Raw genomic sequence first — 15950 nt, forward strand, 5'->3', positions numbered from 1 at the left:
ATGAGCGAACCCGATTGGTCACGGCTCAGTGCGCTCGACCCCGAACTGTTGCGCGCATTCGTTGCGGTGGTCGACAGCGGCGGCTTTACGGCCGCCGCGAAACAGCTGCATCGCACGCAATCCACGATCAGCCTGCGCATTCGCACGCTTGAAGAACGGCTCGATACGCACGTGTTTCTGCGTAATAGCCGGCGTCTGTCGTTATCGCGTGACGGAGAGAATTTCCTGATTCACGCGCGGCGCATTATTCAGGTGCAAAACGACGCCATCGCCGCACTGAATCGGGGCCGACGAGATGGCGTGATCCGCTTTGGACTACCAGAGGACTATGCAGAACTGTGGCTGCCGGACCTGCTGAAGAAGTTTTACGCGCTGCGGCCGGACGTGCGGCCGCATATCCATTGCCGCATGTCGCTCGAACTGCTCGAACGCCTGCAGGCAGGTGAACTGGATCTCGCGCTCGTCGTGCGACATGGCACGCAAACGGGCGGCCGGCATCTCGGCAGCGAAGACGTGGTGTGGGCCGCGCATCGGGACTTTGCGCTGGATAAAACGGCGCCGGTGCCGCTCGCGTTGTTTCCCGAGACCTGCTGCTACCGACAGCGCGGTCTTGAAGCGCTGGCGGCGCTCGATCGTCCGTGTCACGTGGTCTACACGAGCCAGAGCCCGACCGGCATCAAGATCGCGGTCAATCATGGCGCGGCGGTGACGATCATCGATCGCTGTACGTTGCCGTCGAACTGGCGTGTACTCGGAGAGAACGAGGGGTTACCGCCGTTGCCGTCGGCCGATCTGGAACTGCACCGATCGTCGGGGATCTGCGACCCGGCCGCTGATGAGCTGGCGACGTTGATCGAGGGAATGATCGAGCAACGACGGCGGTAGCGGTAACCATCGTTTGGGAATCACGCCATCCCCATAGCTCACCCACTGCATCCGACGCAGCGGGTGAATATGCATTGCGGATTAACTCCGCCACGTTAGAAAAGGCGATACCGCAATCTGATTTGCACACGCAATCAGTTATCGCTCAAATTACAATTAACAATCCTCTCGCCGATTACTATACTGCGGCCATAAGACGACGCGATTAAAACGGCCCTATGCGAGGATCATAAAATCTCTTCGCCCGCCATGATCGCCCCAATCAAAAACAAGGAGACGTAAAGGTGCCGCACGGTACCGCACACCCTCGCACGTCGGCTCGATCCAGCGTTGAATCCGCGCGTCGCGACGCATCTGCCTTGCCAGCCCCTCTCTTCCCAGGTCGCTTATAAGTTCTCACCCCTCAATCAACCGGCAAGGAGAATACTCAACGAACAATCAATTCTAATTTCAAAATTTTAGTTTCCCTGTCAGCACATCGATTCGTCGATGCGCATCGTGTCAAACAACGCTCCCATGCCCGCCACAAACAAAATCAGATTATGTTCGCGCGCATGGAATCAGAGGCGAGGTATTTACTGTGCATAAAACCGATATCAGCTGGAGTTCCGACAATGCGGATCAGTTCTGGCGCATGGCGGACACCCTGCAGGAACAGACCGTCGAACGCGCAAGCGAGCTTTTCTCCTTCGTCGAAACCGCCAGCCCCGAGCAGCTCAACGCGATTCTCATCCAGTACCGCTACTTCACCGTCTACTACATTCCGGATATCGCGATCCTGGTTGCGCGCCTGAAGGACGGCAAGCTGCGCAGCTTCATGGCCGATGTGCTGTTCGACGAACTGGGGCGCGGCGATCCGGCGGGCGCGCATCCGCGGCTCTATGACGACTTCCTGAGAAGCCTGTGTAGCCAGAATGAAGAACTGGACGCGCTGGCGCTCGCCGACAACATCGACATGCTCGACGGGACCCGGACAAAACTCGTCAGCAACACTACGAGCAATGCATATGCGGTCGGATTGCGCGGGATGGGCGGCGAATGCGTGTGTCAGATCTATCTGGCGAAGCTGTATGAACACGTCATCAAGAATCCGTACGTCCAGCGCAACCGTGAGTCCATCGACTGGAAGTTCTGGGACCTGCATATCGGCGAGCACGATATCGAGCACCGGATTCGGACGCGCCAGCTCATCAACGAAGAAATCATCCAGCAAGGCGGTGCAGCGGTGACGGATCTTGGTCTTGGATACCAGGAGAGCATGACCTCGTGGGGACTCTTCTGGAGCAATATTTTTGCTGCCATTCGCTCCACCGACGTCAAACGCACGCGGGTCGCTCCCTCCTGCAATTTCCAGCTGCAAACCGCGCCTGCCGGCGCAGCGCACAGCGTCGCGCTTTCCTAGATCTTCACCTGCGGAGCCCCAAATGAAACAGATTCACACGCAGTTCCACCTCGCCATACCCGTCACCGATCTCGAAGCATCACGACAGTTCTATCGCGACGTGCTGGGCGGACACGAAGGACGGTCTACCGACAACTTCATCGACTTCAATTTCTACGGCCATCATCTGGTGCTGCATATCGCGCCGGCAAGTTATGACCGGACGCCCGCGATGTTCGAGTCGAAGTTTCATAACGAAAAGGTCATCGTGCCGCACTTCGGTCTGAATCTCGACCGGCAGACGTGGGGCGACATGGCCGAGCGCATCAAGACGCAGAACTACCCGTTCTTCGATCCGCCGCACGTTCGCATGGCGGGTATGCCGGGGGAGCATGCGACGATGTTTGTCGTCGATCCGTCGGGGAACGCGCTTGAGTTCAAGGCGTTCAAGAATCACGATGAAGTGTTTTCTAAAATCTTCGATCCGATGACCAAGGATCTGAGCAGTCTGGAGACGGTGGTGGCTGACGCTAGTTATCAGGCTTAGTGTCTGGATTAGTGGTCTGGACGTGGTTGCCCGCACGAGCCGTGTTACATACACCCGGCTCGTGTGGGCCTCGTTTCCGGAACGACGCGTGTCTGTGTCGACGCGGTAAGTATTGGTAATGCCATCGATGAAAAATTTCCGCATCTTGTGATTCGTAACACCGTCTTGCAGCGGTTACGAAAAAGGCACGCTTATCGGCGTTCGATCCGCCGTGCTTATGCAGCCTCGCCGCCGCGATGACAAATCCTGTAAAGAACAGCGAGACGCCAGTAACGAAACGACGGACACCATCGGCTATCGTGAGACTGCCCCTTCCTGCTACAGCGAGGTCAGACAGTCATCATGAAATCATTCTTCACTCCTTGCATCCTGGCCGCGATACTGAAAGTCAGTTCCGCGCCGATGTACTCCGCATTTATCGCCTCCGCCTCCACGCATAGCACGCTGACGGTCTCGGGTTACCGCACGATCGACGCGGTGTCTGACGACGGGCTTCATGCTTATCCGTCGAACACCGAAGTTCGATCAAGCATTTGATCTTCCAACGCTCGCGGTCCAGTCGAGCACCTCAAGCGTCCTCGCCCGAACCATGACAACGTCGGTCTCACACCGTATGGTTTGAATCGCACATCGCCCGCCGACACTTATCTTGACTCTGCGCAGCACCCTGCGAGGCTTTCGCCTGAAACCTCTGATTTCGCTCGTGCTGCTCGCAGTGGGCTGGGTACCGTCCGCTGTGTATGCACAACTGGCCGGCGCCGCTGCAGCACCGGAATCCCTCGGTGGTCAATGGGACTTGCGCCTCGCACCGCAACTCGCCGAACACCCACTGCCTGCTAATCAAAGGCCCGCCACGCTGACATTGGGTAACAACGAGACCACCACAACCGACACCGATCTCGCGCTTAAGGGCAACGCAGAATTGCGGCGCTACGCGTCGGTAGTCAAGGGCGACTATGTGCACTATACGTTCGACACCGACATAGCCGACGCGTACGGAGCGGTTCAGATCGTGAACGACGGCAACATGTTCACCGGTCCCGAAGCGCACCTTCGAGTCGACGCAAACGAAGGCTACATGACGGTGCCGAAGTATCGTTTCAGCGTGACCGGTGGTTGGGGCAGCGCACAACGCATCGATCTGATCGACAGCGAACGATCGGTGATACACGACGGCACCTACACCACATGCCCGTGCGACGGCCAACCCGCGTGGTACGTGAAAGCGTCGCAGTTCAATATCGACCAGGGCAGCGACGATGGCATCGCGCACGATGGTGTGTTGTTCTTTCAGGGCGTGCCGATCTTCGCAAGCCCATGGCTGTCGTTTCCGCTTTCTAACGATCGGCAAAGCGGTCTGTTACCGCCTACGTTCTCGATCGGCTCAACCAACGGCATCGATGTTGCGTTACCGTACTACTTCAACATCGCACCGAACTACGATCTCACGCTGACACCGCGCTACATGTCGAAACGCGGCGAAATGTTGAGCGCCGACTATCGTTATCTGACAGCAAAATCTTCGGGCACGATCGATGTCGCGTATCTGCCCGACGATGCGATCACGAAGACGAACCGCTACTCGATTGCGATAGTGCAGAACTGGAACATCGCCCCGGGCCTCACCGGTTACGTGAATTACAACCGCGTGTCGGATGCCTCAGTGACAACAGATCTGGCGTCGGGCACCGCCTTCCCCACCAGTTCGACCACGCTGTATCAGCAGGAAGCCGGGCTCACCTACAACAACGGACCGTGGTCCGTGCTGGCACGCGAGCAACGCTGGCAGACATTCTCGACCGACACGACATACAACCGCGAACCGCAGGTCGACGTTCGCTACACGCAATACAACGTGGATGGGTTCGACTTCGGCACGCAGGCCGATGCAACGCGATTTACGTTGCCGGGGACCGGTGTCACTGAAGGCAACCGTTTCACCTTCACACCGTATATCAGCTATCCGATCGTTCGACCGGGCTGGTTTTTTACCCCGCAATTGAAGTGGCATTTCGTCGACTACGATCTGTCGTCGATTGGCAGCGATGCACCGGCCGGGCAACCGAAGACCTTCAGCTTCAACGTCCCGACGCTGAGTCTCGACACCGGCATGACTTTCGAGCGCAGCGTCCGGCTGTTCGGACACGCGTTCATCCAGACGCTGGAGCCGCGGCTCTATTACGTCTACACACCATATCGCAACCAGCAGTTCGCACCGCTCTTCGATACGGCGGAAGCCGATTTCGGGTTGTCCGAAATCTTCACCGACAACACGTTTGTGGGCGGTGATCGCGTAGCCGATGCGAGCCGTATTACCGCTGCGGTGACGAGCCGTCTGATCGATCCGTCGAGTGGCGACGAGAAAGCTCGCTTCACCGTTGCACAGCTATACGATTTCCGCGCGCCGCAAGTGACGCTGGTGGATGGCGAGCCCATCTCCGACATGAGCCGGACTGGAATCATCGTAGGTGCGTCGTACAAGATCGGCCCCGGTTTCAGCGCCGAACAGGCGGTCCAGTACAACGAGATCGAACACTACCTGTCGCATGCGACGGTCGGGTTCGGCTGGGCGCCCGCGTCTCGCGAGGTGTTGAACTTCGCCTATCACTACACACGCGAAGACGAGACGCTCGATTACGAACCGGTCAACCAGTTCATCGTCTCGGAACAGTGGCCGCTCGCGCACCAGATATCGAGCGTCGCGCGCATCAACTACGACATGGTCACGCATCGGCTGATTGCCGGCTTGCTGGGTCTTCAATACGACGCCGATTGCTGGGCAGTCAGCATCGCGTTCGAAAAGTATACGAACGCGTCGAGCACCGACGAACCGAGCACCGGTACCCGGGTACTGATGCAGTTGCAGCTCAAAGGATTTTCAAAGATCGATAACGGGCTGCTCGATCAGTTTCGTGCGAATGTGCCGGGCTATACGCCGCTGCCGGCAAGCGACGCGCCTACGTCGCGCTTCTCGGACTATCCGTGACGACGGTCGTACGAAGCGGTTTTCAGGTGACGATGGCCTCAGTGTGGTGTTCGAGGACAGGGTGGTGTGGTCTGTACCCGCTCGCACCCGTTTGTCCTGGCAACTTCGGCACGGCATCAGACGCAACTGGATCGGAGTCGGCATACGACCTGTCAATGCGAAACACCGACACGGCTTCCCGCAATACCTCAGCCTGTTCTTCGAGCGACTTCGCCGCGGCCGCCGCTTCCTCGACGAGCGCGACGTTGTTCTGCGTTACCTCATCGATCTGCGTGATGGCCTGGTTGACCTGCTCGATGCCCGCACTCTGCTCGCGCGCCGCCGCTTCGATTTCGCCCATGATGCTCGTGACCTGCTCCACCGCCTGCATCGCATCCTTCATCGTGCCGCCTGCCTGCACAACGAGCGCTGCGCCCTGCGCGACCTGTGCGGCCGAATGCCCGAGCAGCTCCTTGATCTCTTTCGCGGCCGTCGCCGAGCGCTGCGCGAGACTGCGCACCTCCGATGCGACCACCGCGAAGCCGCGACCCTGCTCGCCGGCGCGGGCAGCCTCAACGGCGGCATTCAATGCGAGGATGTTGGTCTGGAACGCGATGCCCTCGATCATCCCGGTGATCTCGGTGACCTTGCGCGACGATTCGGTGATGCCGTCCATCGTCTGCGTCACGCGGTTCACGACCTCGCCGCCACGCGTGACGGTATCGAGCGCACCGTGAGCGAGACGGCTGCCCTCCTTCGCGTTGTCGGCGTTCTGTTTCACCGTCGACGACAGTTCTTCGATGCTCGCCGCCGTACGTTCGAGCGCCGCTGCCTGCTGCTCGGTGCGGCGCGACAGATCCAGATTGCCCGCGGCGATCTCCTTCACGCCGTGCGCGATCGCGCCGGTGCTGCCACGCACCTTCGATACCGTGTCCACCAACCCGTCGCGCATCTGTGCGAGTGCGCCGAGCAACTGCCCCATTTCGTTGCGCGAACGGGTCCGGACCGAGATCGTCAGATCGCCGGCTGCAATGCTCTGAAAGTGCGAGATCGTGCGCTTGACCGGTTTGATCAGCGCCGCCGACATCATTGCGCGCGCAACGACACCGACCACGATCGAGATCACACCGATGGCCGCAAACAACAGACCCGCGATGCGGAAGCGTTGCGCGATGTCGTCGGCGCCACGACGCTGTGCGTCGGTTTGCACACGCTCTAGCGCATCGATCGCCTTCGCGTAGACCTTGTAGTAACGATCGGCGGTTTCGCCCTGGATCGTGCGGAACGTGTTGAAGTCGTTGTCGACGAGCGCCTTGTGCTCGGGCTCGATTGCCTGATTGACGAGTGCGTCACGGGCCTGTGTCACCGCCTGGGCCAGCTTCTGCTCGTCGGTACTCGCGAACGGACCGCTCGCGTAGGTACGGAAGTCGTTGTTCGAATCGACCAGCATCGTGTGAGCGGCCGCGAGCAGCCCGTCGGTGTCCTTGCCGATGCTGAACAGCGTCTCGTAGCTGCCGAGCGCGAGACGCACCTGCAGCAGCTTCTCGGAGCTCGTCTTCAACGACGCGAGCGCGGCCGAGCTGCGCTGCAGGTCGCGCAGGCCGTCGCTGGTGTGCTTCAGTGCGCCGTAGCCGACTCCGATCACCGTCAGCAGAAATGCGACGAATACGCAGATGATCAGGGTCAGGCCACCGCGAATGGTGAGGTTGTTGAGCATGATGGGTCCGTGGCGGTCTATCGGTTGCGTGCGGTTGGCGTACGGGTTGCGTTTTGCTGGTTGCCGGCGTGGCCTCCCTGAGCGGGATATCGGCGTTTGGGCGAGATAGGTGTATAGGGGATATCCATGAGGGCGGTTCCGCTGCCTGCGTGGTCGTGACCCAGCAGCGAACCAGGTCACGTGGTGACCCGCAACCACCCAAGCTCTGCGGCCTGATCGGCCGTCACTGCTTCTTATCGAGCCGAGACACGCACTGCCGCAAAACTCCGCCTCATCGCATCGTCCAGAGCCGGTATCAGTTGCTGCACACCGGCCGCGCTGAGGTGATCCGTATCACTGAACCTCGGCACGCTGTCCTTTACCGTGTAGCACACGTTGCCGGAACAAAGCGCTTTAAATGGATCGACCACGGTCACGTTACCGATCTTCAGTGCTGCGGCACTCAGCCTTGCACCGTGTTGATAGAGGTCTGCCTGATCATCGAGCGGGACCGTCATCTCTGGAATCGACTGACCGGCTTGAAACTGTCTGCGAGCCCACTCGTGCGGTACATCACCTCGCGGATTCGGCACCATTCCGACAAAGACCATCTGACCACCCCGGCTCGCCAGGATCTGCCCGATCTGCTTCAGCACATCCCCTTCGTAGCCAGGCTCATAGCGTTGCCAGTCTGCCGCAACCACCACGAAGTTAATGGTCGGTGTGCGTTCAAAGTAATCGAATACGAAGTTTGCGTACTTCTCGCATCCGGAGAAAACCTCTGCTCCAGATCCCTTGAACACCTTGCCCCGGAAGGGCGGGCAACCACCCTCCGTTGCGACGATCCCCGAAATTCCGAGTTGCTTCGCTATGTCCGAAGTCGCAGGTTGAAGGCGATCCGCAAACGAATCGCCCCACAGCATCATCGTTGGCGCAACGTCTGCGCCGATCGCGCAAAAATCCCCTGGAGAATTCTTGGTACCGTCGACATTCCGACTACACTCGTCGGCGCGCGAATTCGGATTCTCCATAGCGGCAACGGCCGGTTGCAAGTACTCGGGCAGTCGACGAGGCCAGCCATCGGTAAGCGACAGCACGCCAGAAAAAGCGAACCCGGCGACGATCGCTGTCAGCATTCCGCCGACAACGGCCCGACCAGACCATGAACGGCGTGTCGGTTGTTCGATGTACCGGTAACTGATCCACCCAAACGCCACGCTGCCAACCATCAACCCTACTGCGCCCAGTCCGACCGGTGCAACTCCGAAGCGCTCCTTGTAAGCGAGAATTAGCGGCCAGTGCCAGAGGTAGACCGAATACGAGATCCGGCCAAGAAACTGTAGCGGCACCACGCTCAACAACCAGCTAGCTGGACCTGATTCTGCTGCGATGATGAATGCGATCCCAAACACCGGCAGCATTGCTCGCCAGCCTGGATAAGGCTGTTGCGCATCAATGTAGACCAGAGAGACGATCACGAGCAGACTTCCCAGTATCCCCAGCAACGATCGCGACATGATCGTTAGTCTGCGTGTTGGAAAGACCGCGACAGCGCCACCAACGAGAAACTCCCAGGCCCGAGCGGGAAACAGATAAAAGGCCGCTGTCGGATTCGAGATCGACTGCGTCAGGCACCACGCAAGAGACGCGACACCGAGTGTAAGAAGGAGGATGTGACCAAATACCTTCGCCTGCCGCCTTCGGTTTGCCCACGTTGCGCCACAAACAACCGCAAACGCAAGATAGAACTGAGCTTCGACCGATAGTGACCAGGTGTGAAGGAAAAGGCTCTTTTGCGCATCTGGCTGAAAATAGCCGACATCTCCTGCAAATCCGACGTTCGACCTAAACGTCAAAGCATTGGTAGCGACTCGAGCGAGATGCTTGTAGTCACCCGGAAGATAGGACCACCCCGCCCATACGATGCATGCCAGCGTGAGAACTGCGAGCGCTGGGTAAATCCGCTGCATCCGCTTTGCGAGAAAACCCGGAATCGAGAAGCCACCGACCTCTACGTTTCGGCGCGCGATCGACGCCATGAGGAATCCAGAGATGACAAAAAACATGTCAACCCCGACGAAGCCACCCGGAAATGGTCCGACCTGCAGGTGAAACAGCACGACCCCCGCGACCGCGATTGCTCTCAGTCCGTTAATGTCTTTTCTAAAATCCATACTCGACGGGTTGCCGGGGTCGACAATATTTGTAAGGCCGCTATTATCACCGAACCGAAGACTCACTGGTTTGTCCTGGCCGAATCCCGAAAACAAATGCAGTAGCCGGGTAAGAACGCAAGGATGGCGGCGCTGCGATGAATCTGTCGATCCCCCGCACCTGCCAACCAGGGAGCCAACAGGATTCGTTTGTATAATCTGGCGTTTGCGTACTGGCCGGCCACATTCATGCTTAGTTTTGCGCTCGGGTTTATCGTTTCGCTGCTGGTCACGCTGCTGATCGTGCGTTATGCGCACTTGCACGAAAAATTTTCGACCGACACCGATCTGGCCGGCGTGCAGAAATTCCACGTGCGGCCCGTGCCGCGTATCGGCGGGACCGGCATCCTGATTGGGCTGGTTGTATCAGCGGTGCAGTTGCATCACGCCTATCCGGCCGTATCGGTGGGGATACTCGGCCTGGTTGCGTGCGGCATGCCGGCGTTCGCGTCGGGTCTCGTCGAAGATCTGACCAAACGGGTCTCGCCGCTCATGCGGCTCGTCTGCACGATGGCGGCAGCGGCGCTTGCCTACTTCCTGCTGCATATCGCGGTGACACGGATCAGCGTGCCGCCACTCGATTTCCTGCTCACGTATGCGGTGATTTCCGGCGTGGTCACCGTGCTGGCGGTGGCGGCGCTGGCCAATGCGATCAATATCATCGACGGCTTCAACGGGCTCGCTTCGATGGTCGCGTTCATGATGTTCGCATCGCTTGCGTATGTCGCGTTTCAGGTATCGGACCCGATCGTGCTGTCGGCGTCGCTGATCATGATGGGCGCGGTGATGGGCTTCTTCATCTGGAATTTTCCGGCCGGGTTGATCTTTCTCGGCGACGGTGGCGCTTACTTCATCGGCTTCATGCTGGCCGAACTGTCGATCATGCTGGTGATGCGCAATCGCGATGTGTCCGCGTGGTACCCGGTGCTGCTGTTCATGTACCCGATCTTCGAGACGTGTTTCTCGATCTACCGGAAGAAGTTTATTCGGGGGATTTCACCGGGCATACCCGATGGTGTGCATCTGCATATGCTGGTTTATAAGCGGCTGATGCGCTGGGCGGTGGGGGTGCGGACGGCGCGGGAGTTGACGCAGCGGAATTCGCTCACCTCGCCTTATCTCTGGTTGCTGTGTCTCGTTGCTGTGATTCCCGCTACGCTGTTCTGGCGGCATACGGTGCATCTGTTCGCCTTTGTGGTGGTGTTTGCTTTTACGTATGTCTGGCTTTATGTGAGTATTGTGCGGTTTCGGGTGCCGCGGTGGTTGGTGGTGCGGAAGGGACGGAAGTGACAAAAAAAGGCGCGTGAGCGCCTTTTTTTGTTTGTCGTGATGCGTGAGACCCTGCTTGTTACTTCAATGCGCGAATCCCTGTCACTGGGGTGATGCTTTGGAGCGGCGGTGCGAGCGTCGGTTGATACTCCGGAACCCAGCGCCGTAGATCGCGACGCACCTCGTCGACGGTCAGCACGCGATGCTGCATCAACCACGGCAGCAGTTCGTCAAGAAGGTTATCCGCCACTTCTCGCGCCTGAGCGATTCGCAGTTTCGGATGCGGTGTGCGAGTCGTTGTTTCATCGTCGGCGAGCAACTCTTCGTACAGCTTTTCTCCTGGACGGAGTCCGGTAAACACGATCCGGATCTGTTCCTCGCTGAATCCGTACAGCTTGATCAGGTCTCGGGCAAGATCGACGATCTTGACGGGCTCGCCCATATCGAGGATGAAGATCTCGCCGCCGTGTCCCATGCTCGATGCTTGCAACACCAGTTGCGAGGCTTCAGGAATGGTCATGAAGAACCGCGTGATCTCGGGGTGCGTGACGGTGACGGGGCCACCCTTCGCGATCTGCTGCTGGAACTTCGGAATCACGCTCCCCGCGCTGCCCAGCACGTTGCCAAAGCGGACTGTCTCGAACTGCGTTCGCGGGCTACTCTGCTGTAGCGCCTGGCAGGCCATTTCTGCGAGGCGTTTGCTCGCACCCATCACGTTCGTCGGGTTGACCGCTTTGTCCGTTGAAATCAGCACGAAGTGTCTAACGTCGTGACGGATCGCGGCGCGTGCCACGCGGTAGGTGCCCAGTACGTTGTTGCGTACCGCTTGCCACGCGTTCTGCTCTTCCATCAACGGAACGTGCTTGTAGGCTGCCGCATGAAACACGATATGCGGTGTGTGGCGCGACAGCACCTGGTCGAGCAGGAGCGAATCTTTGGCATCGCCGATGACCGGACTCACCGACGCACCCGGGAAGCGTTCGTGCAACTCCTCGGTGAGCTGGTACATCGCGTATTCGGATAGATCGTAGGCGATCAGCTGTGCAGGCTCGAAACGCAGGATCTGGCGGCACAATTCAGAGCCGATCGAACCGCCGGCCCCGGTGACCATCACCACGCGATTTCGCAACAGCGCCTCGACGTGCGGTGTGTCGATCTTCACCGCATCGCGACCCAGCAAGTCCTCAAGATCGATATGCCGCACGCGCGACAGGAACGCCTGGCCCTGTGTCAAAGTGGTCAACGCCGGCAGCACCATCGCACGAACGCCTGCGCGCACACATAGCGTGGCTACGCGTCGTTGTGCCTCGACAGTCGCTGAAGGAATCGCGATGATCGCGTACTCGGTTTTCATCGACTCCGCGAGTTGCGGAAGGTCGCTGATAGGCCCCAAAACCTTGTAGCCGTAGATTTCCCGACCATGCTTGGCTACGTCGTCGTCCAGTAGACCGACGAGGCGCCATTCGCTCGAGCGGGACAGTTCGCGGGCAAGGCTCGCGCCGGCTCTGCCGGCGCCCAGAACGATGACGGGTTTGCCTTGAGCAACCAGACCGCCGTACAGATAGAACTCTTTGGCCGCGCGGTAGAGCGCACGCGAACCGCCCATTCCGAGGAACAGGAGCAACGGGGAGACAACCAGCACAGAACGGGGAACGATGGGATGCGGCTGAACCATCACCAGGACAACCATCGTGATCAGCGCACCCGACACGACTGCTTTGGAAATCCGCATCAGGTCCGGCAGGCTTGCGAATACCCACATGCCGCGATACAAGCCGTAGATGTGGAACATCACGGCGTAGACAGGTAGCACCCACAACATCGAGTGCAGCGCGCCCATCCGAAATTCGATCGGAATGACGCCGTTAAAGCGAATGATGTACGCGACCAGCCACGCTGCGGCGACCGCGCAGAGATCGAAAAGGAAAGCGCTGAAAGACAGCCATGAGGCTCTGGATCTAAACATCAGCGTCATACCTCAGAGTGTTCGGACTGTGTTGACTGGAAACGGCGCCAGCGGAAATCGACTGCTACGCCCATCAAACACAAAGCGACGATCCATGTGGCAACGAGACTCCACTGGACAATCGAAGGTAGGTCGAGTGCATAAACAGCAAGCATTATGCCAACAACCATCACGAGATACCAAACACAAGCGGTGCCGGCGTGACCCATGCCGGAACGCACCATACGTTGATAGTAGTGCTCTCTGTGCGCTTGCCAAAATTTCTTACCGCGCAATAAACGCCGCGTAAGGGTAATCGAAGCGTCCGTAATAAATGGCGAGAACACCAGTACCGGAAACCAGATGGGCCAGACGCTGTGGAGCCAGCCCCAGTAACCGAATGCGCCGGCCAGAAAGCCTGTAGAGATAGACCCTGCGTCGCCGAGGAAAATTCGCGCGGGGTGAAAGTTGAATAGCAGGAAGCCGATCGCGGCACCCGCTACCGCTGCAGATGCCAGGGCCAGTTCAGGTAGCGGATGCGCGCTGACTAACGCCGCGACGGTATATCCGGAGAAGCCGAACAGCGTCATGCCACCGGCGAGTCCGTCCGCGCCGTCCATGAAGTTGTAAAGATTGACCAGCCAGAGCATCAGAAATGACAATGCGGCGAGCATCAACCAGGGGACTGGCGCGGGATAGAGCGCGACGAGTCCGACGACTGCAATCAGGTGTGCGGCGAACCTGACGCGGGCAGGAAGCCCGCGGCGATCGTCGATCTGCGACATCGCAGCGAGCACCGCCGTCGCAGCCGCTGTGAACCAAAGGTTAGGCGCAACCAGCGCGATCGCCACGACCACGACCGGCACGATGCCCCAGCCCCCTACTCGTGGCGTGGGACGGTTGTGTAGCGAACGGTCGTTCGGAATGTCGGTAGCGAGACGCCATGCCAAGCCGGTTTTGAGCAGGATGGACAGAATGAGCGCGCATGCACATGCCGCGCCGAGCGCGACAACTGCCGTGCCGAGCTGCGGTGAAATCGCCATCAATGCTTGCATAACCATGAACTGTCTCAATGCGTCGAGCGATACCAGCGGGCTGTTGCGGCCAGCCCATCGTCGAGCGAATATCGTGGCTCCCAGCCCAGCACAGAACGAATCAGACTCGAATCGACCTGCAGGCTGCCGATCAACCGCTCGACTTGCGGCGAACGACGCGTTATGCGCCCCGCGACGCGCATGCAGCTCACGGGCACTGGCAGCAGCCGAGCAGGTTTCTGCAGATGCCTGCCTAGCGCCCGAGTCAGCTCCGCGACCGTCGGATCAATGCCATCAGTAACATGAAAGCACTGATGAGCTGCACGCGGATCTGTCGCACAGCGCATCAGGCCATCGGCCAGATTGTCAACGTACACCAAGCTGCGTCTCGCACGCACGGATGCAATCGGTAGCGGCACACCCTTCCACACGGCATCCAGTAGACGCAGAAAATTCGCGCGGACCTCCGGGCCATACACCAACGGTGGACGAACGATCACGACGTCGAGGCCCGTCTTGTTTCCATAACGAACGAGTGCCTGCTCTGCTTCGAGCTTCGAACGGCCGTAGGCATCTTGTGGCAACGGCGGATCGTCCTCGCGTAGTGGATGCCCTGTATCGGTTTCGGCCACGGCCTTGATGCTGCTTACAAACACGAGGCGTCGTACCCCGCGCTGACAAGCCGCCTCGGCGACCCGCAACGCACCTTCGACGTTGGTCGCGCGAAACGCAGCGTCAGGGTCGGCGGCTTCATCACGCAACACATGGACGCGAGCCGCCAGATGCACCACGCAGTCTGGCTTCAGCGCGTTCGGCCACGCCTTGGCGAGGCCTGCGAAGTCCTTGCTGTCGTCCACCCATTCCTGCACACCACTCGCGCAGGTACCCGAGTGACGCACCAGTCCAGTAACGGCGAAGCCTTCGTCGATCAACACCCGACTCAGCGCACGACCCACGAATCCGTTGGCACCGGTGACAAGGATATGGCTCATAGCCACTTCCACCCGAACCGGTTGAAGAACTTGTACGCCGACGCCACAAACATCCGGATATGCGCCGAACCCTTGCGGGCAGCGCCACCGCCATGATGTCGCACGCGCACGGCGGGCACATAAACTACACGAGCGATATCGTGGGTGCGCAGGCTCAGATCGTAGTCCTCGAAGTAGAGAAAGTAGCGGGCGTCGAAGCCCTTGAGCTTTTTGAGCACGGTAGTTCGAAACAGCATGAAACAGCCGCTGACGATAGGTGGATCCCACACTGTGTCGCGTTCGTTGATTGCATCCTGCATCTCGTACCGTGCAAGACGACGCACAAAGAACCGACGCATCCTCGCTGGCAAAAAGCCGCGGACAAACAAATCCAGCAGTGTTGGGTAGCGGCGGCACAAGTACTGCAAGCGCCCTTCCTCGTCGCCGATGCACGGGCTGAGCAACCCCGCATCCAACTGGGACTCGAAGAAATTCAGCGCCTCTATGAGCGCGTCGCGATCCAGGTCGATGTCTGGGTTCAGCACCAGGTGATAACGATGCTCCGTCTGTGCGACCGCAAGATTGTGTCCGCGTCCATAGCCCACATTACCGTGTCCGGTCACGATCGAACACGTGATGTTGCAGGCATGCAGATCTCGAAGCGCAGCGCTGATATCGGGCAACCCACCGTTATCGACCAGGTAGACTTCAACTGGAAACGCGGGGCGCGACGCACGCAGTGCATCGCACGCAGCGCTGAAACTGGCGAGCGTGCTCATCAGTTGAGCCAGATTCGGCCGATAAACGACAACGGAAACTGACAAACCCTCGATTTCGGATCGCGGCACGCTGGTAACAATCATGTGGTTAGAACGGCGTGTCTTATCACCGACACTTTTCGTTGCGAGGCCGCAACAAGACGGCAGTTTGCTCAAAAATCCGGCATTCGGCAATCAGGCTTGCCTTTTGTTACGGCTCATACACTTGGATTAACTTATCGCACAACTGCCTTTACACGCTAACTTGTTCCACAAAATCAGGCAC

Annotated in this window: 12 protein-coding genes; 6 read left to right on the forward strand and 6 right to left on the reverse strand. The window is 59.0% G+C overall.

What is annotated here, in order from left to right; genetic code table 11:
• From BWP39_RS11820 to BWP39_RS11835, 5 genes are all read left to right on the forward strand, one after another.
• Positions 1 to 885, forward strand: a complete 885-nt coding sequence (locus BWP39_RS11820; RefSeq protein ID WP_207556766.1) for a LysR substrate-binding domain-containing protein — start codon at positions 1 to 3, stop codon at positions 883 to 885.
• Between the two features lie 580 nt (positions 886 to 1465).
• Positions 1466 to 2287: an iron-containing redox enzyme family protein gene (locus BWP39_RS11825; RefSeq protein ID WP_096720339.1), complete on the forward strand. Its 822-nt coding sequence runs from the start codon at positions 1466 to 1468 to the stop codon at positions 2285 to 2287.
• A 22-nt stretch (positions 2288 to 2309) separates the two neighbouring features.
• Positions 2310 to 2813 carry a VOC family protein gene (locus BWP39_RS11830; protein ID WP_096720341.1) on the forward strand — a complete coding sequence of 168 codons (504 nt, stop codon included), beginning with the start codon at positions 2310 to 2312 and terminating at the stop codon, positions 2811 to 2813.
• A gap of 342 nt (positions 2814 to 3155) precedes the next feature.
• Positions 3156 to 3350, forward strand: coding sequence for a hypothetical protein (locus BWP39_RS31470; RefSeq protein WP_133116859.1), 195 nt, complete (start codon positions 3156 to 3158; stop codon positions 3348 to 3350).
• A 112-nt stretch (positions 3351 to 3462) separates the two neighbouring features.
• Positions 3463 to 5799: an LPS-assembly protein LptD gene (locus tag BWP39_RS11835; protein ID WP_207556767.1), complete on the forward strand. Its 2337-nt coding sequence runs from the start codon at positions 3463 to 3465 to the stop codon at positions 5797 to 5799.
• A gap of 22 nt (positions 5800 to 5821) precedes the next feature.
• Here BWP39_RS11835 and BWP39_RS11840 read toward each other — a convergent pair whose 3' ends face one another.
• Both BWP39_RS11840 and BWP39_RS11845 read right to left on the reverse strand, forming a co-directional pair.
• The gene (locus BWP39_RS11840) at positions 5822 to 7495 is read right to left on the reverse strand and encodes a methyl-accepting chemotaxis protein (RefSeq protein WP_096720343.1); all 1674 of its coding nucleotides are present in this window, start codon (positions 7493 to 7495) and stop codon (positions 5822 to 5824) included.
• Between the two features lie 233 nt (positions 7496 to 7728).
• Positions 7729 to 9714 (reverse strand): acyltransferase family protein, encoded by a 1986-nt coding sequence (locus BWP39_RS11845; RefSeq protein ID WP_133116860.1) that lies wholly within the window; start codon positions 9712 to 9714, stop codon positions 7729 to 7731.
• Between the two features lie 162 nt (positions 9715 to 9876).
• On the opposite strand from BWP39_RS11845, the gene BWP39_RS11850 reads away from it, so the two are divergent.
• Complete coding sequence (locus tag BWP39_RS11850; protein WP_096722460.1) at positions 9877 to 10977, forward strand: MraY family glycosyltransferase; 1101 nt, start codon at positions 9877 to 9879, stop codon at positions 10975 to 10977.
• Between the two features lie 58 nt (positions 10978 to 11035).
• Here BWP39_RS11850 and BWP39_RS11855 read toward each other — a convergent pair whose 3' ends face one another.
• Genes BWP39_RS11855 through BWP39_RS11870 form a run of 4 tightly spaced genes read right to left on the reverse strand, consistent with a single transcriptional unit; the run spans position 11036 to position 15769 of the window.
• Complete coding sequence (locus BWP39_RS11855) at positions 11036 to 12922, reverse strand: polysaccharide biosynthesis protein (protein ID WP_096722463.1); 1887 nt, start codon at positions 12920 to 12922, stop codon at positions 11036 to 11038.
• 5 nt (positions 12923 to 12927) lie between these two features.
• Entirely contained in the window at positions 12928 to 13962 is a 1035-nt protein-coding gene (locus tag BWP39_RS11860; RefSeq protein ID WP_096720347.1) for an MraY family glycosyltransferase, read from the reverse strand.
• A gap of 8 nt (positions 13963 to 13970) precedes the next feature.
• The gene (locus tag BWP39_RS11865) at positions 13971 to 14927 is read right to left on the reverse strand and encodes a UDP-glucose 4-epimerase family protein (protein WP_096720349.1); all 957 of its coding nucleotides are present in this window, start codon (positions 14925 to 14927) and stop codon (positions 13971 to 13973) included.
• Entirely contained in the window at positions 14924 to 15769 is an 846-nt protein-coding gene (locus BWP39_RS11870) for a glycosyltransferase family protein (protein ID WP_096720351.1), read from the reverse strand. The genes BWP39_RS11865 and BWP39_RS11870 overlap by 4 nt, the downstream gene beginning before the upstream one ends.
• Positions 15770 to 15950 lie beyond the last annotated feature (181 nt).

The organism is Paraburkholderia acidicola, assembly GCF_002362315.1.
Lineage (GTDB): Bacteria > Pseudomonadota > Gammaproteobacteria > Burkholderiales > Burkholderiaceae > Paraburkholderia > Paraburkholderia acidicola.

What these genes read in the sequence shown, in the direction of transcription:
- BWP39_RS11820 (WP_207556766.1), top strand. Translation starts at nt 1, where the DNA reads ATGAGCGAACCCGATTGGTCACGGCTCAGTGCGCTCGACCCCGAACTG.
- BWP39_RS11830 (WP_096720341.1), top strand. Translation starts at nt 2,310, where the DNA reads ATGAAACAGATTCACACGCAGTTCCACCTCGCCATACCCGTCACCGAT.
- BWP39_RS31470 (WP_133116859.1), top strand. Translation starts at nt 3,156, where the DNA reads ATGAAATCATTCTTCACTCCTTGCATCCTGGCCGCGATACTGAAAGTC.
- BWP39_RS11840 (WP_096720343.1), bottom strand. Translation starts at nt 7,495, where the DNA reads ATGCTCAACAACCTCACCATTCGCGGTGGCCTGACCCTGATCATCTGC.
- BWP39_RS11850 (WP_096722460.1), top strand. Translation starts at nt 9,877, where the DNA reads ATGCTTAGTTTTGCGCTCGGGTTTATCGTTTCGCTGCTGGTCACGCTG.
- BWP39_RS11855 (WP_096722463.1), bottom strand. Translation starts at nt 12,922, where the DNA reads ATGTTTAGATCCAGAGCCTCATGGCTGTCTTTCAGCGCTTTCCTTTTC.
- BWP39_RS11860 (WP_096720347.1), bottom strand. Translation starts at nt 13,962, where the DNA reads ATGGTTATGCAAGCATTGATGGCGATTTCACCGCAGCTCGGCACGGCA.
- BWP39_RS11865 (WP_096720349.1), bottom strand. Translation starts at nt 14,927, where the DNA reads ATGAGCCATATCCTTGTCACCGGTGCCAACGGATTCGTGGGTCGTGCG.
- BWP39_RS11870 (WP_096720351.1), bottom strand. Translation starts at nt 15,769, where the DNA reads ATGATTGTTACCAGCGTGCCGCGATCCGAAATCGAGGGTTTGTCAGTT.